Raw genomic sequence first — 16,243 nt, forward strand, 5'->3', positions numbered from 1 at the left:
TGTGTGAGTCGGGAGCGGTCGATGTAGCTGTCGACGTGAGGATCAAGCATGCGTAGGACCTGACGTGACTCGGGCGGGACCTCGGGTTGGTCGACGGCGGTGAGCGGAGCGAGAAGCCGATTTTAGACCTTGATGTAGAACACGGCGATGCGCGGGCCGTTCTCGGCAACGAGGCATCGGTTGGTGTATGGGAGGCGGTTGATGAGTCAGCGACGACCACACGCCAGTCGATCAGGATCACCGTCCACCTACGTCGGCAAGCCAGGCGAGTCATCATGAGCGAGGAGCCCAAGAAAAGGTCGCCGGTGGGCTGTTTGGGTGATGCCCAGCAGTAGCTCGTCATGCATGGCGCCGGGGTGAGGTCTCCAGGTGGCGGGAGGTGGTCACCTTGACGGACTCGATGGCTGGCGGTGTTTTGGAGTCGTGGCTCGGCTCGGTCGGCGCGAAGATCGGGTCGTGCGACCGGATTGTGGCGGGCGGTCTGCGGTTCGCGTTCTACGGCCGGACGTCCACTGCGGAGTTTCAAGACCCGGTCACCTCGCGCGGCTGGCAGATCGAAGCGGCACGAGGGGTGATCACGGGGCAAGGTGTGATTGTGGCGGAGTTCTTTGATGTGGGGTGTTCGCGGCGAGTGGTGTGGCAGGATCGGCCGGAAGCATCGGCGTTGCTGGCCGAGCTGACGGCGCGGGAGCGTCGGTTTGATGCGGTGGTGGGTGAGTTTGAGCGGGCGTTCGGGGCGGGACAGTTCGATGAGCTGTTGGAGTTGTGTGCGGAACACGGTGTTGCCGTGTGGTTGCCCGAGGCCAGTGGCCCGGTCGAGGTAGGCAGCCCGGCGCATCGGGTGTTGATGATGGTGTTGGGAGCGCAGTCGCAGCGTGAGGTGTTGCGAGCCCGGCACCGCACGATCGCGGCGATGCGCACCCAGGTGACCGAGCAGGGACGCTACCTCGGCGGCCGGCCACCCTACGGCTACATGTTGGTCGACGCTGGGCCGCATCCGAATCGGGTGCATGCGTCGTGGGGGCGGCGGTTGCGCACACTGGCTCCGGATCCGGTCACGGCGCGGCATGTGCGGTGGATCTTCGCACAACGCCTGGCCGGACGAAGCGCAGCGAGCATCGCGCGCGAGCTCACTGAACGCGGTGTGCCCAGCCCGTCCGGGACGGACCCGGTACGAAACCGGCACCGAACCACCGGCGAATGGTCACTGAGGACGGTGATCGAGATTCTGCGGAACCCGCGCTACACCGGGCGACAGGTCTGGAACCGCACCTCCAGCGACCGCAGCCAGCGATCCGCGAAGACCGGCCGCTTCGGTCAAGCGCGAAATGCCGCCGGGCAGTGGGTGATCTCTCAGACTGCGACTCATCCGGCTCTGGTGTCCGAGGAAGACTTCGTCGCGGCGCAGTCGGTATCTGCCCACGGGTCGGGAGTGATGGCAGCACTCGTACCTACAGGTTGTCCGGCTTGATCCAGTGTGCACTGTGTGGGCGCCGAATGGACTCCCATTGGGTCCACGGCCGCGCGGGCTACCGATGCCGCCACGGCTACCGCAGCAGCCGCACCCGCCGTACTGGCAGACCGGGGAGCCTTTACCGCCGTGAGGATCACCTAATCGCGGAGATCGCGGCTCAGCTCAGTCACCGAGGGCACCAGCCTGGCGAGACCGCCGATAACGTCGAGGCCTTCCTACAAGCCCGTGGCGCCACCATCATGTGCGACACGACAACAGTCACCGTCCAGCTACGCCGGCAAGGCAAGCGCATCGCCACGAGCAACAAGCCCGGCATTCCTGTCCGAGTTCGTCGCCGCGGCCGCACGACGACGCCGTCTCACTCAGTGCGCAGAAAACCCCACGGTCTCGTCCCGCTGTGATCGGGAGTAAGCCGTGGGGCAATGATGTGTCCGAAAAAAACACGATCCAAACCCCCACAGTGGTTCTCCGCGGTGAGTTGCTGTTGCCTGGCGCAGAAGGTGCACAGCCGTGACGGGCCCAAAGAGGCAACAGGTCCGTCTTGGACAGTCGAGTGTGGATACATTGCTCAGACGCATATGCGCACTACTCGTCGCCGCAGTGGCAGCGTATGCCTCATATCAGCATCAGCGCGCATTCGCGCTCGAAGGCGGCGCCGACGCGGTCAGCGCGGCACTGTGGCCCTTGTCAGTCGACGGACTGCTGGTACTGGCGTCGGTCGGATTGCTCAAGACGCGTCACGATGACAGTTCTTACCGGGCACGAGTTGCCGCCTGGTCATCGTTCGCGTCAGGTGTCCTGGTGTCCTTGGCAGCGAACATTGCCTCTGCACCATCCTTGGAATGGCAGCCAGTACTGGTAGCCGGCCGGCCACCAGTGGCGTTGTTGCTGGCCGTCGAACTGCTGGCACACCGCCCTCAAGCTCAAGGTCAACCCGAGCCGCGTGAGACGGACACCGAGCATGTGGAGAGGGCACAACCGAGCAATCCAGTGCATGTAGCTGTGTCCGACTTGTTGCCAGCTGCGATACGTATCGACGAAAACCACTGGGCCCGATGTGGCAGACCCGCGTCAGCAGAAACAGTGCGCAAACAACTGCGCATCGGAGCCGCCAAGGCCAGAGCACTCACCACAATCGTTCGAGGTATGAGCCGACCCGACATCGCAGAAGCTTTGACCACCAACACAGACGAGCCGCTGTCACCTACAAGATCAGAGGAGGCGCACACTAGCCAAGGTCGACACGTCGCCAATTGACCATCCAATTGGCCCTCGGCCAAGGCAAACAACTCCCCTTCGTACTTGACGATCGGTCAAGCACGGTGCCCGGTCCAGTGTGTCGACGGCACGGGAAACTGGCATTCCGGCCGTGCGGGGCAGACGTGTCTGCCATGCTGTCGAGACGACTGTCATTGGATCGAGGAGTGGTTGTGTCCGCTGATCTGGAACGGCTGGCCGCCGAGTTCGAGCGGTTCCAGGCCAGGATCCGGCAAGCCGAGGTGAACTTCGGTGGTGTCGCGGAGATGCAGGAACAGGTAGCACGGCTGGAGGTCGTCGCGACGTCTCCTGACCGTACCGTGCGGGTTGTCGCAGGCGCTGGCGGCGCGGTGACCGACATCCAACTGACCCCGGACGCGATGCGCCAGGCAGCGCCGGCGCTGGCGGCCACGATCATGGAGACGCTGCGTACGGCGGTCGCCGAGGCCGTCCGCCGGCAGGCATCCATCGTCGACGAGTCCGTTGGTGCCGCGTTCGGCCTCAACACCATCAACCAGGTCGGTCAGGCGCAGGCCGAGGCCCTGGGAACCGCGACCGAGGAATCGTCGTCCCATCACCGCCAACCAAGCGCACCGCGCAGGTCGGCATCGGACGACGAGGACGACTACAGCCAGGACTCAATCTTCCGCAAGCGGTGACGAAGGGGGCCATGCTGATGTCCACTCCCGGATCCGGGGTGCAGGTCGACGTAGCCGCGCTGACGGCGTACGCGAACCAACTCGGCTACTACGACGGCGAAGCCGACAAGTTCGGCGCACTGATCGACCAGGCCGACGTGACCAACGAGGCCTGGGGCCTGGTCGGTGTGTGGGCGAAGAAGTCGTACGCCGACCGGCTGTCGGAACTGCGGTCGCTGCTGGCGGAGATGAAGCAGGGCGTGGACGCGCTCACCTCGAAGATCTCGCAGAGCGCCGCTGTCTACCAGGGCAACGAGGACGACACGGTGATGACGTTCGGCCAGCATGAAGCCGCGATCGACGGCCCGCGCTGAGGAGGACGTCGTGACCGAACCGAAGCAGAGCATCGCCGATCGCCTGAACGCCACGCGGTACGACGAGAGCACCAGCGCGAACCTCGATCGGGCGGCGGAGGCCACCCCGGTGGTGGGCACGGTCTGGAAAGCCGGCAAGTCGATCGCGCAGCACGCCCAGGAGGCGACCCAGGCCGACGATCTCGACGACTTGGCCGCGTCGTCACGCCAGTTGGCCGCCGACGGCGCGAAGTTCGTGGGCAGCGCGGCGGCAGACGTGACGTTCTTCGCGATGGACCCGGTCGGCTGGCTGGTCAGTCACGGGCTGAACATGCTGCTGGAGCTGGTTCAGCCGCTACAGGACGCGTTGCATCAAGTGAGCGGGGACGGCCCGGCCATCGGGCACGCCTCGGACAACTTCATCACCATCGCCCAGGGTTTCGAGGAACTGGCCAAGGACTTCGAGACGACCGGTGACACCGCGCTGAAGGACTGGGTGGACGACGCCGGCAACGCGGCCCGCGAGGCCCTGGGCGACTTCTCGGCCGGCATCCGCGGCGTCGGGTCCAGTGCGGGGTCCGTCGCCGAGACACTGCAGATGTGGTCGACGGTGATGGTCGTCATCGAGGAGGTGATCAAGGCCCTCATCTCCGAACTGGTGTCCTGGCTGATCACCATCTGGCTACCGGCCCTGGCAGCGTCGGTGATCTCACTGGGTGGTTCGGTGGCGGCGGCGATGACCGCGTCCATCGCCAAGGCGGCCAGCGTGCTCGCCAAGGTGACCAAACACCTCGGTGTGTTCGGCAAACTGCTCGACGAGTTCATGAAGTTCCTGGTCAAGTACTCCGGCAGGATCGAGAAACTCGCCGAGCGGTTCCGCGTCGGCAAATTCGTCGAGTCCGGCGGACGGACTGTGTTCCAGCCCAGCCGCAGGGTGATCACGACAGCGCTGGGCACCCAGGCCGGACTCACCCCGCTGCTGACCGGCGCGGGCATCAAGGCAGGCATCGGCGCGGGCAAGGGTCTCGGGCGCGAGGCTCTCGACGAGGCCCACGAGGACGGCCCGATCCTCGACGAGAGCTCGATCGGCGGAAATCAGAACGCGGCCAACACCCGCAGGAACCTGGACATCTGAGGGCTGGTCACCAATGAAGCCGAAACCCGAGATTCGGCAGCGGGTCCGTGCCCTGGCCGAGAGCCAGTGGCGTGAACCCGTGGCAGTGGTCTACCTGGACGAGGTCAGGCCCTCCTTCGAAGTGCCAGGCAGACGCAAAGACGGGACTATCAAAGGCAAACGACTGGTCCGCCGGTTCTTCCGCAACATCATCCGCGGCGTGATCGGTGTCCCGATCGACATCGTCCTGTCCATCGCCGGCGGTGGCCGGGCCAGCCTGACCAGCCGGGAAGGCACAGTGACCGGCCCCGCAAACGCCCAGGCACTCGAACTCGTCGACGCCGCGATGGCCGCTGACAGCCCCTGGCTGGTCCACTCCCCCTCGCACATGGCCATCGTCGACACCGGCCCTTTCTTCAACACCGCCGACAGCCAACCACCAGCCTTCCGGTGGCACACCACCAAACCGCACATGCCAAAGATCGCACGCCGCCGTCTGACCTGGCCCGACGGCTCTGTCTTCGAAACCACCCGCGGCTGGAACGACGAAAACCCGCCCGCAACACAGCCCGACTGACTGATCAACGCCGACGTGTCCATCGCCGCTAGGCGCTGAACACGCGGCGATCCGCGCGGCGGGTCTCAAGATTCCGACCGATGTCAGCGTTCTCGCCTTCGACGACATGAGTCTGTACCCGTTGGTGGAACCGCCGATCACGGCGATCACCCAACCGGCCTACGAGATGGATAAGGCCGCGGCAGACCTGTTGCCGCGCCAGATCGACGGGAGACCGATCTTTCCGACATCGTCCTGCCCGCCACCCTCATCATGCGCGACTCGCTCGCCCCGCCTAGCGTCTGATCTCCCCGCCCGACAAGGTCCGCCGCACTGACCACGACCACGTCCGCCCCGGCATGCCGCCGGGTCGACGACTTTCGCCTCTCCGGCAAGCTTGAATCTGGGTCTGGAGCGAGGCTATTGGGTTCTGTCGGTCGCTGTGGCACCTCCGGCGGTTGGTGCGTTGCCGGAGGTGCTCGCGCGGCTCGGGTCAGCGTTGTTGACGGGCCATCCACTGCCAGATACGGGTGCCGTTGATGCTCGGGTCGTTACGGGCGACGTAGATCCATGACCAGTGGCCGGGGAACTGGTAGCCGTTCCAGACGACGTGGTCGTAGAGGGTCATCAGGGAACCGGGGATGAGGTCGTGGGCGTGGACGGTGTTGGCCTGCGGGTTCACCGTGGTGTCGTCGCGGGAGGCGACCAGCCAGGTGGGGGTGCTGATCGCGGACAGCTCGGCGTCGGGAACCAACGGCGGAGCGCCTGCCTGCCGGGGTGCGACCACTCCGCAGATCGGCACGGAGGCGGCAAACACCGTGGGATAGACCGTGGTCATCTTCAGACTCATGTAACCGCCGTTGCTACAACCGGCCACGTAGACGCGGTCAGGGTCGACCGACCGCCTGCGGACGACATCCTGGACGATCTCGTGGATCAGCGGGGCGAAGCGAGGACCGTCCTGCAACCACATGGAAGTGCTCTGCGGGACCACGACATAGGCGCCGTTGAAGATCTGCTGTGCCTCACGGGTAGCGAAACCCAGCGCGCCGCGATTGGCGCGCAGCGTGGTTTCGTTGTCGTAGTAGTCATCCGGCAGCGAGGCACCCTCGCCTCCCCGTGCAGCCAGACGACCAGAGGGCGCCTGCCGTGCCGGGTGGGTGTGTACAGCCGATACTTCATGCCGGAGCCGGAGACGTGATAGCTGAAGGCGTCGACCTCGGGGTTGGCGAGCCGGCCCTGCACGAAACGCGCGATGGTGACCGGCCGGCCGTGACGCAGGACGATCGGGGCGTTCTGCGTAATGGTGTAGACGAGATCGAGCTGGACGTTACGGGCCTTGCTCCCGATGTAGCCGAGGGTTCCACCGCCGGGCTGGCCCTCGGCGTGGCTCAGTGACAGCACGATGTTCCCGCGGCGGTCCAACTGGGCGGCGGTCACCGTCCGGTCGAGGTCGTATCCCACGACCTGGCCGCCGGTGGCGATCGGACTGGTGGCCGTGGCATGCACGCTGAAGGTGCCGGCAGTCAGGCTCGCCGGGTCGATCGGCCCGAGCCGGGACGTGTCGAGGGTGACCGCGGTGACCTGCTCACCACCGTCAAGCGTCACCGCGTTGAGGACAAAACCCACGCTGTTGGTTCTGTCGCTGTCGGCGGTCGCGACGCCAGGCAGCGCCAGACCGGCGGCGGCCGCACCCGCGCCCGCGGCCAGCACAGTGCGACGATTGATCAACAGGGCCATGCTGACTCCTTGGTCTCAATTCTCCGTGCAGGCCGGAGCAGTTGGAGAGCCTGGGATGCGACAGGACCGGTCGTGGCGCGAACTCGTCGAGCGCATGGCGCGCGAGAGTCCGGACTCGTGGCGCACCCGTTGGTGGGGGTGTGAGCTGGCTATCTGATGGGGTGTGTGCCGGCTTCGGCGATGTTGTCTCCGCAGACGGACACAAGATGGAAAGTTACGGACTTTGTTGGCGATAAACCACCCCCAGGACACCGTCGTCAGTCCGGCTACGCGGTCTCGTTGGGCCGTGCCGCCAGGCCACCCCTAGGTGCGGGCGTGAGAATGAACACAGATCAATGAGGTTTAGGCGCTGATGAAGCGGGTCCGGCCATCTCAGCCGACCCCAGTCGATCAGTGGTTGATGATGGTGGGAGTGGGCGCCCGGCGCGCTCGTCCGGACGTATGGCGTCGTGGTCGGGCGCGGGGATACGTTGCCGCTGCTGGGGAATCGCGCAGCGGGAGGTCGCCGTGGCAGTCACGGACATTTTCGTCAGCGGTGATGGTGTCGATACGGCGGACGGCAAAACCTGGAACACCCGGGTGCGGACGTTCACGCGGGCGCGGGCGCTGGCGTCGGGAATCACCGCGCCGGACACGGTCAGATTCGTGATCGGGCAGTTCATCATGGCCCGCCAGGCGAACTTCGGGCAGCAACTGGGCAAGGGAATCGGCACCAACAGCAATGTTCCGGACGGCTGGTCGATGACCGCGCGGGACCCGAACCTGCCGTGGCACTTCACCGATCTGGACGTACTCAATCAGCCGAGTGACTTCGCCCAGGTCTTCCTGAGCGGAGCCAGCGACTACAACGCGAGCACGGCCGGCTGCCCGAACATCCGCGACAACGGCGGGACAAACGCGGGGCAGCCGACCGGAATCTGGGTGACCACCCGCAATGTCGCCGGGGTGAACCAGCCGCTCTACCGGGTGATCCGGGTGTGGCGGGGTGGCCGTCCACTGACCATCGGGAGCGTGACCGCCGTCCCGTCGGCCTACGACCCGTACAACGAGATCTGGGAGGCCCGCAGCTTCGCCACGCTGGGACTGGACGACACGCATACCTGGACGCAGCTCACGCCGCCAGAGGTGTGGCAGGAGGACGACGACGCCGACCCGGTGCCGACGCCGATCGGTGGCCGGCTGTTCGTGTTCAGCCCCAAGGGAAACCCCGCGTCGTCCACGGTGTGGGGCGGGATCACGCTGCTGACCCAGTGGTCGGCGGGTGCGACCGGCGTGCTCGACCTCGGGCTGCTGACCATCCAGGAGTCCAGCGACTGGCACGTCGACGAGACGATCAAGGCGATCGGCGGCGGGTACGGCGCGTTCAAGATCCGGGGTGGTTGCGCCCGCGGCCGGTTCGAGGCCCGTGTCGACGTGATGACCCCGTATCTGCCGGTGGTCGACTTGCGGGCGCATTCCGCCGCCGACACGTTCACCGCGATCGAGGTGTCGCCGCGGTGGGACATGCGTGTGGTCGGCAAGCCGTACTACGAGATCGACAACGCGCACAACACCGGCGGGTCCGACGCGCTGCGCATCGCCGGCAACGCGCGAGTCACCGGGTTACTGATACGAGGGCGAACCAGTGGTACCGGCGAGCTGTGCTACGTCCGCGATCCCGGTCACACCGCGATCGGCCGGGCGAACCCCGCCGCCGGCGTGATCCTCGACGGCCTGACAGTGGAGCGGGACTTCAGCGTCTACCTCGGTGGAATGCAGTACCAGCGGGCGTTCGGCATCAACGGCGACAGCAACCGGGTCCGCAACTGCACGCTCAGCGGCCGGGTCTACGGCCAGCGCACGCCGTCCCAGATCACCGGCAACGTGCGGGTCGTCGGCCTCGAGTTCCACTATGGACAGCAGATGATTCCGGCCGCGCCGGACGGGGTTCCCAACTATCCCAGCCGATTCAATGGCAATGAGCGGCCGTTCGCCAACCTGCACCCGGACGGCAAGAACCGGGACTGCGTCGGGCTGGTGGTGAGCATCGACGGCACGATCGAGGTGCTGGACTGCGTGTTCAACGCTGTGCACGGGCCGGGCGTGCGCGTCGGGGCGTCCGTGGTGCCGGATCTGGCGACGGGCGACGGTTGCCTGGTGGAGAACTGCACGTTCATCAACAGCGCGGTACCGGCCAGCCAGCGCACTGCGGTTCTGGTGGACGTGCGCAACGATGCCGCCAAGGCGGTGCGCCTGAGGAATAACGGCGCGGTCGGTTATGCCGCTGGCGGGCAGTGGACGACGACGGGGTTCAACCGCAACACCGTTCGCCTGGAAGATCTCCACCTTCCCCAATCCGGCGGGCCGAACGTCGCCGAGAACGTCGGCTGGCAGCGGTTGGCCTTCGCCAACTGCTTCGGGTGAGGAGCCGGGCATGCCTGACCACGAACAGAGATCGTCGTACCCGCGCCGCACAGTGCTGCGCGCTCTGACCATCGTCTCCGTCGGTGCCGGCCTGGTGAGCACCGGCGCCACCCATGCGGCGGTGGCGCGGGACCTGCGCGCCGGCATGTCCGGTGCGGACGTCCGGGAATTGCAGATCCGGGTCGCAGGCTGGGCGTCTGACGGTTCCCGGCAGGCCTTCCTGGACGTCAGCGGGTACTTCGACGCGCCAACCGAAGCGGCGGTGCGCCGCTTCCAGCAAGCGCACGGGCTGCCCGCCAGCGGGGTGGTCGATCAGGCGACGCATGGCCGGCTGAGCGCCATGGCCACCGCGGACGGATCGACAGCCCACTTCGAGTGGTCCCAGTTCGCCTCCCCGGACGGCAGCGGATTCGCCGGAGGCACGGTGGATGAGGCCACCGTGCGGGAGAACGTGCGCCGGCTGATGTACAAACTGGAAGCGTTGCGGCACAAGCTTGACGGGCGCGAGACCGAGGTGCGCGACGGCTTCCACAGCTCCGATCACCGAGCACGGCTGCGTGGCCCGGACGACAGCACGCACACCTACGGCGGCACTGCCGACATCGCCGTGGCCAGCCTGACCACCTACGCTGTCTACCAAGCGGCGCAAAGCTGTGGCTTCTCCGGCCTTGGCTCGTATGTCCAATCCTGGTTGCACTGTGACAGCCGCGCCGAGTACAGCCACAGAGCGCCAGCCGCATGGTCCTGGCACAACGGGGTCATCTGAATTTCTCCCACTCGCCTGCAGAATGGTTGAATCAACCTCCCATCCCATGAATGGTCAGGCAGGTGACCAGATCCGGGATGACCGGACGGCGCCCAAGAAGAAAGCATTTGCAAGTATGTCAGCAAACTGTCCTCGGGCCATCGCCGTACCTCGAAGGAGTACTGTGACCGCCATGCGCGAGGAACGCCTACCGGACTTCGAGGATGAAACACCGCATATCGCGCGCATTTACGACTACTTCCTCGGCGGCAAGGACAACTTCGCCTGCGACCGCAAGGTCGCCGAGCAGATCCTCCAGCTCGCGCCGGAAACACCGGACATGGCCAGGGCGAACCGGGCGTTCCTCGGGCGAGCCGTGCGGTTCGTCGCACGGCAGGGCATCCGGCAGTTCATCGACATCGGCACCGGACTACCCACTCGCAACAACGTGCACGAGGTCGTTCAGACGGTCTGGCCTGATTCCCACGTTGTGGTTTACGTCGACAACGACCCCACGGTCCTCGCACACGCCCGGGCCCTGCTCGCCGACACCCCGCAGACCGTCGTGGTCGACGCGGACCTGCGCCGCCCCGAAGCCCTGCTGGACGACCCGGATCTGCGGCGCCTGATCGACTTCGACCAGCCGATCGCGGTCATTCTGGTCGGCGTACTGCATTTCCTGCCCGAGGAGGACCAGCCGTTCGACGCGGTTCGCACCCTGCGCGACGCGCTGCCCCGCGGCAGCTACCTCGTCATCTCGCACGCCTCCACCGACAACCGGATGTCGGAGCTCAGCCAGGCGCAGGAGCTCTACCGCAGCTTCACGAACCGGACCGGCAACGGCTTGCGTTCCCGCGAACAGATCCGCGTCTTCTTCGACGGTCTCACTCTGATCGACCCCGGCTTGGTCGTCGCCCAGGACTGGCGCCCGTTACCGTCAACCGAGCGCGACACCGGCACACCCCGGTGGATACTCAGCGGCGTCGCACGCAAAGACTGACCCTGCGCTTGCCGAAAATGTCGTCCATCCAGGCCAGGCGGCATGGTGGTACTCGTTCAGGAGGCCGCCCAAACTTGAGCGTCGGCGGATGTCGAGTTGTGATGTGCGCTGGATCGGTGATCGGTGATGGCAGTGTTTGGAGTGGTCGGGCGTTGGCGATGCCTTGGTGTGGCCGGTGGTTGTTGTAGTGCCGCTCGTATTCGCGGAGTGCGTGGAGCAGGTGTTGCTGGTTCCAGATCAAAGTGCGGTCAAGCAGTTCGTGGCGGCAGCTCTGCACCCAGCGTTCGACGATCGAGTTCATCCTGGGCATCTGGATGCCGCTCAAGATGACCTGGATGCCGGCGTCGGCGAGGATGACGTCGAACAGGTGCGGGAATTTGCCGTCTCTGTCGCGGATCAGGAATCGCGCTCGATAGCCGGCGTCCTCGAGGTCCATGACGAGGTTGCGCGCTGCCTGGGTCACCCATGCCGCGGTCGGATGTGGTGTCACGCCGAGGACGCGGATCCTGCGGTGGGCGTGTTCGATCACGGCCAGCACGTACATGCGTGCGCCGGTGAGGGTGACGGTTTCGAAGAAGTCGCAGGCCAGGAGGACCTCGGCTTGGGAGCGGAGAAACTGGGTCCAGGTGCTCGACGAGCGTTCGGGAGCGGGATCGATGCCGGCGTCAGCGAGAACCTGCCACACGGTAGATGCGGCGACCTTGACGCCGAGAACGAGGAGTTCGCCGTGGATCCGGCGATAGCCCCAGCTCGGGTTCTCCTTGGCCAGGCGCAGGACCAGGACTCGAATAGACCGGAGGGTGCGCGGTCGGCCCGGTCGTTTCGGTCGCGACATCCTGGCGTGGCGTCGGCGGAGCAGGTCGCGGTGCCAGCGCAGGATCGTATCCGGGCGTACCAACAGGTGGAGCCTGCGCAAGAGGTGGCGTGGTAGTCGGTGCAGGAGCGCGGCGAGTAACGCCCGGTCAGCCGGGCTGAACCGCACCCTGGTGTCGCCGAGTTGCCGTTGCAGTACTCCGATCTGGTGGCGCAACGCGAGGATCTCGATGTCTTTGTCCCGGTTGCTCACTGGGATCAGGCGAAGCATGGCGAAGGTGTTGGTCAGGCCGAGGTAGGCCAGTCGCAGCAGCACGGCCGGTCATCCTGCCGTAGGACCGCCGAACGGTAAGTGGACGCTGCTGATTCACCGTGTACAGTATCTGACCAGCACGGATGAGATTTTCGGCAAGCGCAGCGCCGAGAACGTCGTGGTGATCACGCCGCCGTAGTGCTCCTCGCCGATCGTGTCGAGGCTGCGCGGGTCGAGCTCGACCGGTGGCGCGCCCTCCATCAGCGCGAGCAGTTTCCCGCCGCGCAGGATGATGTTGGTGTTCGCGGTGTTGTAGCGCGTGCCGTGCGCGAGCGGATCGGTGGTCGCGGGATTGCCGAACACGCCGAACAATCGCCGCTTCTCCGTCATCTCCAGCAGCAGCTTGTCGGTGCGCACCCACCGGTTGCGCATCGACACCCGGCCGTCCTCGATGAAGAAGGCGTACACCATGCCGTCGCCGTCGAACCAGTGGTAGTCCTCGTCGGTCGGTGGATACAGCGGTTCCGCACCGTTACGGTAAAACACACCCGCCAGGTCCGCCGGCAGCTCACCCTCGACGAACAGGTCCGGCGCGTCCACCTCCATCCGATTAGGACAGTGATGCCCGGTCAGGAACGGACTCTCGCGATAGCTCGTGTTTGTCCTTGGCTCTGTCCACCTTTGAAAGTCGTGGTGCCGGTCAGCGGGCTGCCTCGAGCTCCGGATCCGGGTCCTGGCCCGCAGCCGCGTTCTTGGCCTTGGCTTGCTTGCGGCGCTTGCGGATTACGAAAGTAGCCACGAGAGCCAGCAGCAACCCGAGGATGACGATGAGGAGCACGTCGTTGGCGCTTTTCAGGCCCGCGGCAATCGCGACACCGACCAGAAGGGTCACTGCTGTTGATGCGGCCGCGCCTGCCGCCACCGCGGGCAGGAACATGCGGTAGGACATGCCTGCCCCACCGGCCACCGCGGGCACGAAGCTACGCACGAGCGGGATCAATCGACCGATGAACACCGCCCAGGTGCCGTGTTTCCGGAGCAGGCTCGTGGCCTTGTCCCAGCCTTCCCCGCCGTGTTTCCTGATGAGCTTGGTCTCACGCAACGCCGGGCCGACACGGCGCCCGATCACGAACCCGACCGTGTTGCCCGCGACCGAGCAGACCGTGGCCACCGCCCACAGGATCAGGAACTCCGGCACCGAGTTGACGCTGGCCGCGGCGAGCAGCTGGGCCGCCTCACCCGGGAGAAAGAACCCAACGCCGATGATGGCCTCGCCGAACGCGACCAGCCCGTTGCCCGCTACCAGCGCGGGTTGCGGCAACGCCTGCAACCAGTCCAGCACATTAGAGACGAACGACATAAGTAACACTCCCATGCAGATTGCGTATCTAACTGACATGGTTGTGTCGATTACAGAGGGCCGCATCAGGGTTTGCCCTGAGATCGACCCTGAAGTTGGTTACTAGTCGCCAGCACTTCGCCACGAGGCGTGATGTATCGACCTGAGTGGCGACGACGACGTCCCTCATCCCGCCGCACGGAAGGTCACGCCGCCGCACTGGCCGGAGCTGAACATCGCGACAGCACCCATCATGGACAACAACCCCATGCGACGCCTGGGATTCCGGTTGACACCGGAGTCGCCGCGGGATTTCAAGGTTGTGGCGAGGCCGCCGACAGCGGATCGCGATCCGTAAGGTCGCAGCCGGAAACATAGCCATGCCGCCCGGCGCGAACCGGTGTTCTACCGGGTGGGTGGACGCCGAGGTCAGAGAAGCCCGTCGCCCGATCGTCGCGACTTCAGCAAGGGCACCGCCGCAGGCTGCGTGGTCGCACCGACGGGCGACAGTCCATCGAGGACAAACCCCAGGTAGCGGCGCCAGCCCTCGCTGTCCGGGGTCATGCTCCACAGCACGCTGACGAGCATGGCCATGATCCTGGGCAGGTCTCCGGGCACGAGGTCGGCTCGCAGCATGCCTGCCTGCTGGGCTCGCTGAGCGAGCCGGGTCAGCGCCTCGAAGTACGACGTGGAGAGGTCGGCGGTCAGCGAGCCGGCATTCCGTGCAGCGGCGATGGTGTTCTGCTCGCGAGCCACCATGGCCACGGCGGTTTCCATCAACGCGGTGAGGCCTCGCAGCGGGTCCTCTGCAGCGAGTGCGCGTTCGATCGCGGGAGCAAGGTCCTCAGCAACGCTCCGGTCGAGGATGGCCCGGACGAGATCGCCTTTTTGCGGGAAATGGCGGTGGAGTGTCCTAAGGCCAACCCCGGCGCGGCGGGCGATCTCATCGAGCGACACGTCCGGGCCATCGTCGGCGAAGGCCGCACGCGCGGTGCGCAGGATTCGCTCGGCGTTGCGCACGGCATCCGCCCGTGGGTGTCGTTCAACGTTGCTGACCACCGGTAAAGCCTACCAACTGACACGGCCATGTCACCTGTGCTACGTTCGCCCCAGAGGAAACGACACGCATATGTCGTTTAACGCGTGAGGAGGCTACCCAGATGAAGGTGAGCGCTGAGGCCGACAAGTGCGTGGCCGCCGGTCAGTGCGTGTTGCTCGCGCCCGAGGTGTTCGACCAGCGTGACGAGGACGGCATCGTGGTGTTGCTTGATGAGACACCCAGGCCGGAATCGTACGACGCGGTCCGCGAGTCGGCCATGGTGTGCCCGGCCGCAGCGATTCGCCTGGCCGAGTCATGAACCGGATCACGATCGTCGGCGCGTCGGCCGGAGGTCTGACTGCGGCAGAAACGTTGCGCCGGGCCGGATACGGAGGCGCGATCACGCTCGTCAGTGACGAACTGCAGCTGCCCTACGACCGGCCGCCGCTGTCCAAGCAGTTACTGGCCGGGCAGTGGACGCCGGACCGGCTCGCTCTGCGCTCGGCGACTGACATCGACGCACTGGGGCTGGAGCTGCGGCTTGGTGTCCCGGCGACTGGGCTGGACACCGGGCGACGAGTGGTGAGGCTGGCTGACGGCACCTGTGTGTCCTACGACGCCCTGATCGTCGCGACCGGTGTCCGTGCCCACCGCCTGCCCGGCACCGACGACGTCCCCGGGGTGCACACGCTGCGCACCCTGCCCGACGCGCTGACGCTGAAGCAACGGCTGCGGCCGGGGCGGCGTCTGGTGATCGTGGGCGCGGGCTTCGTCGGCGCCGAGGTGGCCGCCACCGCCCGCGGCCTCGGAATGGACGTGACCTTGGTGGAGTCGGGCCCAGTGCCGCTGGCGCTGGCTGTCGGCGAGGCGGCGGGCAGGTTCCTGACCAACCTGCACCACGAGCACGGCGTTCAGGTCCGCACCAATACCGCGGTCGCCGACATCGTCCACGCCAGCGGCGAGGTGGCCGGGGTGCGGCTGGTCGACGGGACCGTGCTACCGGCTGACGACGTGCTGGTGGCCGTCGGTTCCGTGCCCAACACCGAATGGCTGACCGGCAGCGGACTGACCATCCACAACGGACTCGTCTGCGACGAGTACTGCGCTGCCGCGCCCGACGTGTACGGAGTCGGTGACGTGGCGCGCTGGCACAACCCCTTGTTCGGCACGGCGATGCGCGTCGAGCACCGCACCAACGCCGCCGAACAAGCCATGGCCGTGGCCCGCAACTTGCTCGATCCCGACCAACGGCGCCCCTTCGCGCCGGTTCCCTACTTCTGGTCCGACCAGTACGACATCAAGGTCCAGGCCTACGGACATCTCCGCGACCACGACGAGACGCTCGTTCTTGACAGCGACCTGACCGGCCGGCAACTCCTCGTCGCCTACCGCACAGGCGATCGCCTCGTCGGCGTCCTCGCCGCCGGCAAACCACCCAAGATCCTCCGCGCCTGGCGTGCGCTCATCGCCGCCGCCACGCCATGGACCACCGCCATCACCAACACGACCGCCGCATAAC

19 protein-coding genes are annotated in these 16,243 nt (G+C 66.2%); 13 read left to right on the forward strand and 6 right to left on the reverse strand.

The genetic code is table 11. From position 1 onward, the window contains the following. Positions 1 to 379 precede the first annotated feature (379 nt). The 8 genes from JOF56_RS48025 (at position 380) to JOF56_RS60975 (ending at position 5,729) form a co-directional block, all read left to right on the forward strand. Positions 380 to 1,471 carry a recombinase family protein gene (locus JOF56_RS48025; protein ID WP_209646160.1) on the forward strand — a complete coding sequence of 364 codons (1,092 nt, stop codon included), beginning with the start codon at positions 380 to 382 and terminating at the stop codon, positions 1,469 to 1,471. 26 nt (positions 1,472 to 1,497) lie between these two features. Further along, positions 1,498 to 1,875, forward strand: coding sequence for a hypothetical protein (locus JOF56_RS60965; protein WP_209646161.1), 378 nt, complete (start codon positions 1,498 to 1,500; stop codon positions 1,873 to 1,875). 154 nt (positions 1,876 to 2,029) lie between these two features. Further along, positions 2,030 to 2,731 (forward strand): DUF2637 domain-containing protein, encoded by a 702-nt coding sequence (locus JOF56_RS60970; RefSeq protein ID WP_372448327.1) that lies wholly within the window; start codon positions 2,030 to 2,032, stop codon positions 2,729 to 2,731. Between the two features lie 173 nt (positions 2,732 to 2,904). Next, positions 2,905 to 3,390, forward strand: a complete 486-nt coding sequence (locus tag JOF56_RS48040) for a YbaB/EbfC family nucleoid-associated protein (RefSeq protein WP_209646163.1) — start codon at positions 2,905 to 2,907, stop codon at positions 3,388 to 3,390. A 17-nt stretch (positions 3,391 to 3,407) separates the two neighbouring features. Then, entirely contained in the window at positions 3,408 to 3,743 is a 336-nt protein-coding gene (locus JOF56_RS48045) for a hypothetical protein (RefSeq protein ID WP_209646164.1), read from the forward strand. Between the two features lie 10 nt (positions 3,744 to 3,753). After that, positions 3,754 to 4,857 carry a hypothetical protein gene (locus JOF56_RS48050; RefSeq protein WP_209646165.1) on the forward strand — a complete coding sequence of 368 codons (1,104 nt, stop codon included), beginning with the start codon at positions 3,754 to 3,756 and terminating at the stop codon, positions 4,855 to 4,857. Between the two features lie 13 nt (positions 4,858 to 4,870). After that, the gene (locus tag JOF56_RS48055; protein WP_209646166.1) at positions 4,871 to 5,413 is read left to right on the forward strand and encodes a hypothetical protein; all 543 of its coding nucleotides are present in this window, start codon (positions 4,871 to 4,873) and stop codon (positions 5,411 to 5,413) included. A gap of 49 nt (positions 5,414 to 5,462) precedes the next feature. After that, entirely contained in the window at positions 5,463 to 5,729 is a 267-nt protein-coding gene (locus JOF56_RS60975; RefSeq protein WP_209648926.1) for a substrate-binding domain-containing protein, read from the forward strand. 156 nt (positions 5,730 to 5,885) lie between these two features. On the opposite strand, the gene JOF56_RS48065 is transcribed toward JOF56_RS60975, so the two are convergent. Both JOF56_RS48065 and JOF56_RS48070 read right to left on the reverse strand, forming a co-directional pair. Continuing rightward, a complete protein-coding gene (locus JOF56_RS48065) occupies positions 5,886 to 6,365 on the reverse strand; it encodes a prolyl oligopeptidase family serine peptidase (RefSeq protein ID WP_209646167.1) in 480 nt (159 codons plus the stop codon). Then, on the reverse strand, positions 6,329 to 7,132 hold the full coding sequence (locus JOF56_RS48070) for a hypothetical protein (RefSeq protein WP_209646168.1): 804 nt from the start codon (positions 7,130 to 7,132) through the stop codon (positions 6,329 to 6,331). Before JOF56_RS48070 ends, JOF56_RS48065 begins: the two co-directional genes overlap by 37 nt. Before the next feature lie 507 nt (positions 7,133 to 7,639). Here JOF56_RS48070 and JOF56_RS48075 point away from each other — a divergent pair. The 3 genes from JOF56_RS48075 (at position 7,640) to JOF56_RS48085 (ending at position 11,280) form a co-directional block, all read left to right on the forward strand. Then, positions 7,640 to 9,535, forward strand: coding sequence for a hypothetical protein (locus JOF56_RS48075; RefSeq protein WP_209646169.1), 1,896 nt, complete (start codon positions 7,640 to 7,642; stop codon positions 9,533 to 9,535). Between the two features lie 10 nt (positions 9,536 to 9,545). Next, positions 9,546 to 10,301 carry a peptidoglycan-binding protein gene (locus JOF56_RS48080; RefSeq protein ID WP_209646170.1) on the forward strand — a complete coding sequence of 252 codons (756 nt, stop codon included), beginning with the start codon at positions 9,546 to 9,548 and terminating at the stop codon, positions 10,299 to 10,301. A 172-nt stretch (positions 10,302 to 10,473) separates the two neighbouring features. Beyond that, positions 10,474 to 11,280, forward strand: a complete 807-nt coding sequence (locus tag JOF56_RS48085) for an SAM-dependent methyltransferase (RefSeq protein WP_209646171.1) — start codon at positions 10,474 to 10,476, stop codon at positions 11,278 to 11,280. Here JOF56_RS48085 and JOF56_RS59030 read toward each other — a convergent pair. The 4 genes from JOF56_RS59030 to JOF56_RS48110 form a co-directional block, all read right to left on the reverse strand. Next, complete coding sequence (locus JOF56_RS59030; protein WP_307855600.1) at positions 11,255 to 12,409, reverse strand: integrase core domain-containing protein; 1,155 nt, start codon at positions 12,407 to 12,409, stop codon at positions 11,255 to 11,257. The two genes, JOF56_RS48085 and JOF56_RS59030, sit on opposite strands and share 26 nt — an antisense overlap. A 51-nt stretch (positions 12,410 to 12,460) precedes the next feature. Further along, a complete protein-coding gene (locus tag JOF56_RS48100; protein WP_209646172.1) occupies positions 12,461 to 12,952 on the reverse strand; it encodes a carotenoid oxygenase family protein in 492 nt (163 codons plus the stop codon). A gap of 94 nt (positions 12,953 to 13,046) precedes the next feature. Beyond that, positions 13,047 to 13,706, reverse strand: coding sequence for a DedA family protein (locus JOF56_RS48105; protein ID WP_209646173.1), 660 nt, complete (start codon positions 13,704 to 13,706; stop codon positions 13,047 to 13,049). Between the two features lie 408 nt (positions 13,707 to 14,114). After that, the gene (locus JOF56_RS48110) at positions 14,115 to 14,744 is read right to left on the reverse strand and encodes a TetR/AcrR family transcriptional regulator (RefSeq protein ID WP_209646174.1); all 630 of its coding nucleotides are present in this window, start codon (positions 14,742 to 14,744) and stop codon (positions 14,115 to 14,117) included. A gap of 101 nt (positions 14,745 to 14,845) precedes the next feature. Between JOF56_RS48110 and JOF56_RS48115 the strand changes: the two genes are divergently transcribed. Beyond that, positions 14,846 to 15,043 carry a ferredoxin gene (locus JOF56_RS48115; protein ID WP_209646175.1) on the forward strand — a complete coding sequence of 66 codons (198 nt, stop codon included), beginning with the start codon at positions 14,846 to 14,848 and terminating at the stop codon, positions 15,041 to 15,043. Continuing rightward, positions 15,040 to 16,242, forward strand: coding sequence for an NAD(P)/FAD-dependent oxidoreductase (locus JOF56_RS48120; RefSeq protein WP_209646176.1), 1,203 nt, complete (start codon positions 15,040 to 15,042; stop codon positions 16,240 to 16,242). The genes JOF56_RS48115 and JOF56_RS48120 overlap by 4 nt, the downstream gene beginning before the upstream one ends. Position 16,243: the final 1 nt, after the last annotated feature.

The sequence above is a fragment of the Kibdelosporangium banguiense genome (genome assembly GCF_017876405.1).
GTDB lineage: Bacteria > Actinomycetota > Actinomycetes > Mycobacteriales > Pseudonocardiaceae > Kibdelosporangium > Kibdelosporangium banguiense.

Coding starts and splice junctions, on each gene's coding strand:
- JOF56_RS60965 (WP_209646161.1), top strand. CDS start 1,498: ATGGACTCCCATTGGGTCCACGGCCGCGCGGGCTACCGATGCCGCCAC.
- JOF56_RS48045 (WP_209646164.1), top strand. CDS start 3,408: ATGTCCACTCCCGGATCCGGGGTGCAGGTCGACGTAGCCGCGCTGACG.
- JOF56_RS48055 (WP_209646166.1), top strand. CDS start 4,871: ATGAAGCCGAAACCCGAGATTCGGCAGCGGGTCCGTGCCCTGGCCGAG.
- JOF56_RS48065 (WP_209646167.1), bottom strand. CDS start 6,365: ATGTGGTTGCAGGACGGTCCTCGCTTCGCCCCGCTGATCCACGAGATC.
- JOF56_RS48070 (WP_209646168.1), bottom strand. CDS start 7,132: ATGGCCCTGTTGATCAATCGTCGCACTGTGCTGGCCGCGGGCGCGGGT.
- JOF56_RS48080 (WP_209646170.1), top strand. CDS start 9,546: ATGCCTGACCACGAACAGAGATCGTCGTACCCGCGCCGCACAGTGCTG.
- JOF56_RS48085 (WP_209646171.1), top strand. CDS start 10,474: ATGCGCGAGGAACGCCTACCGGACTTCGAGGATGAAACACCGCATATC.
- JOF56_RS48100 (WP_209646172.1), bottom strand. CDS start 12,952: ATGGAGGTGGACGCGCCGGACCTGTTCGTCGAGGGTGAGCTGCCGGCG.
- JOF56_RS48105 (WP_209646173.1), bottom strand. CDS start 13,706: ATGTCGTTCGTCTCTAATGTGCTGGACTGGTTGCAGGCGTTGCCGCAA.
- JOF56_RS48115 (WP_209646175.1), top strand. CDS start 14,846: ATGAAGGTGAGCGCTGAGGCCGACAAGTGCGTGGCCGCCGGTCAGTGC.
- JOF56_RS48120 (WP_209646176.1), top strand. CDS start 15,040: ATGAACCGGATCACGATCGTCGGCGCGTCGGCCGGAGGTCTGACTGCG.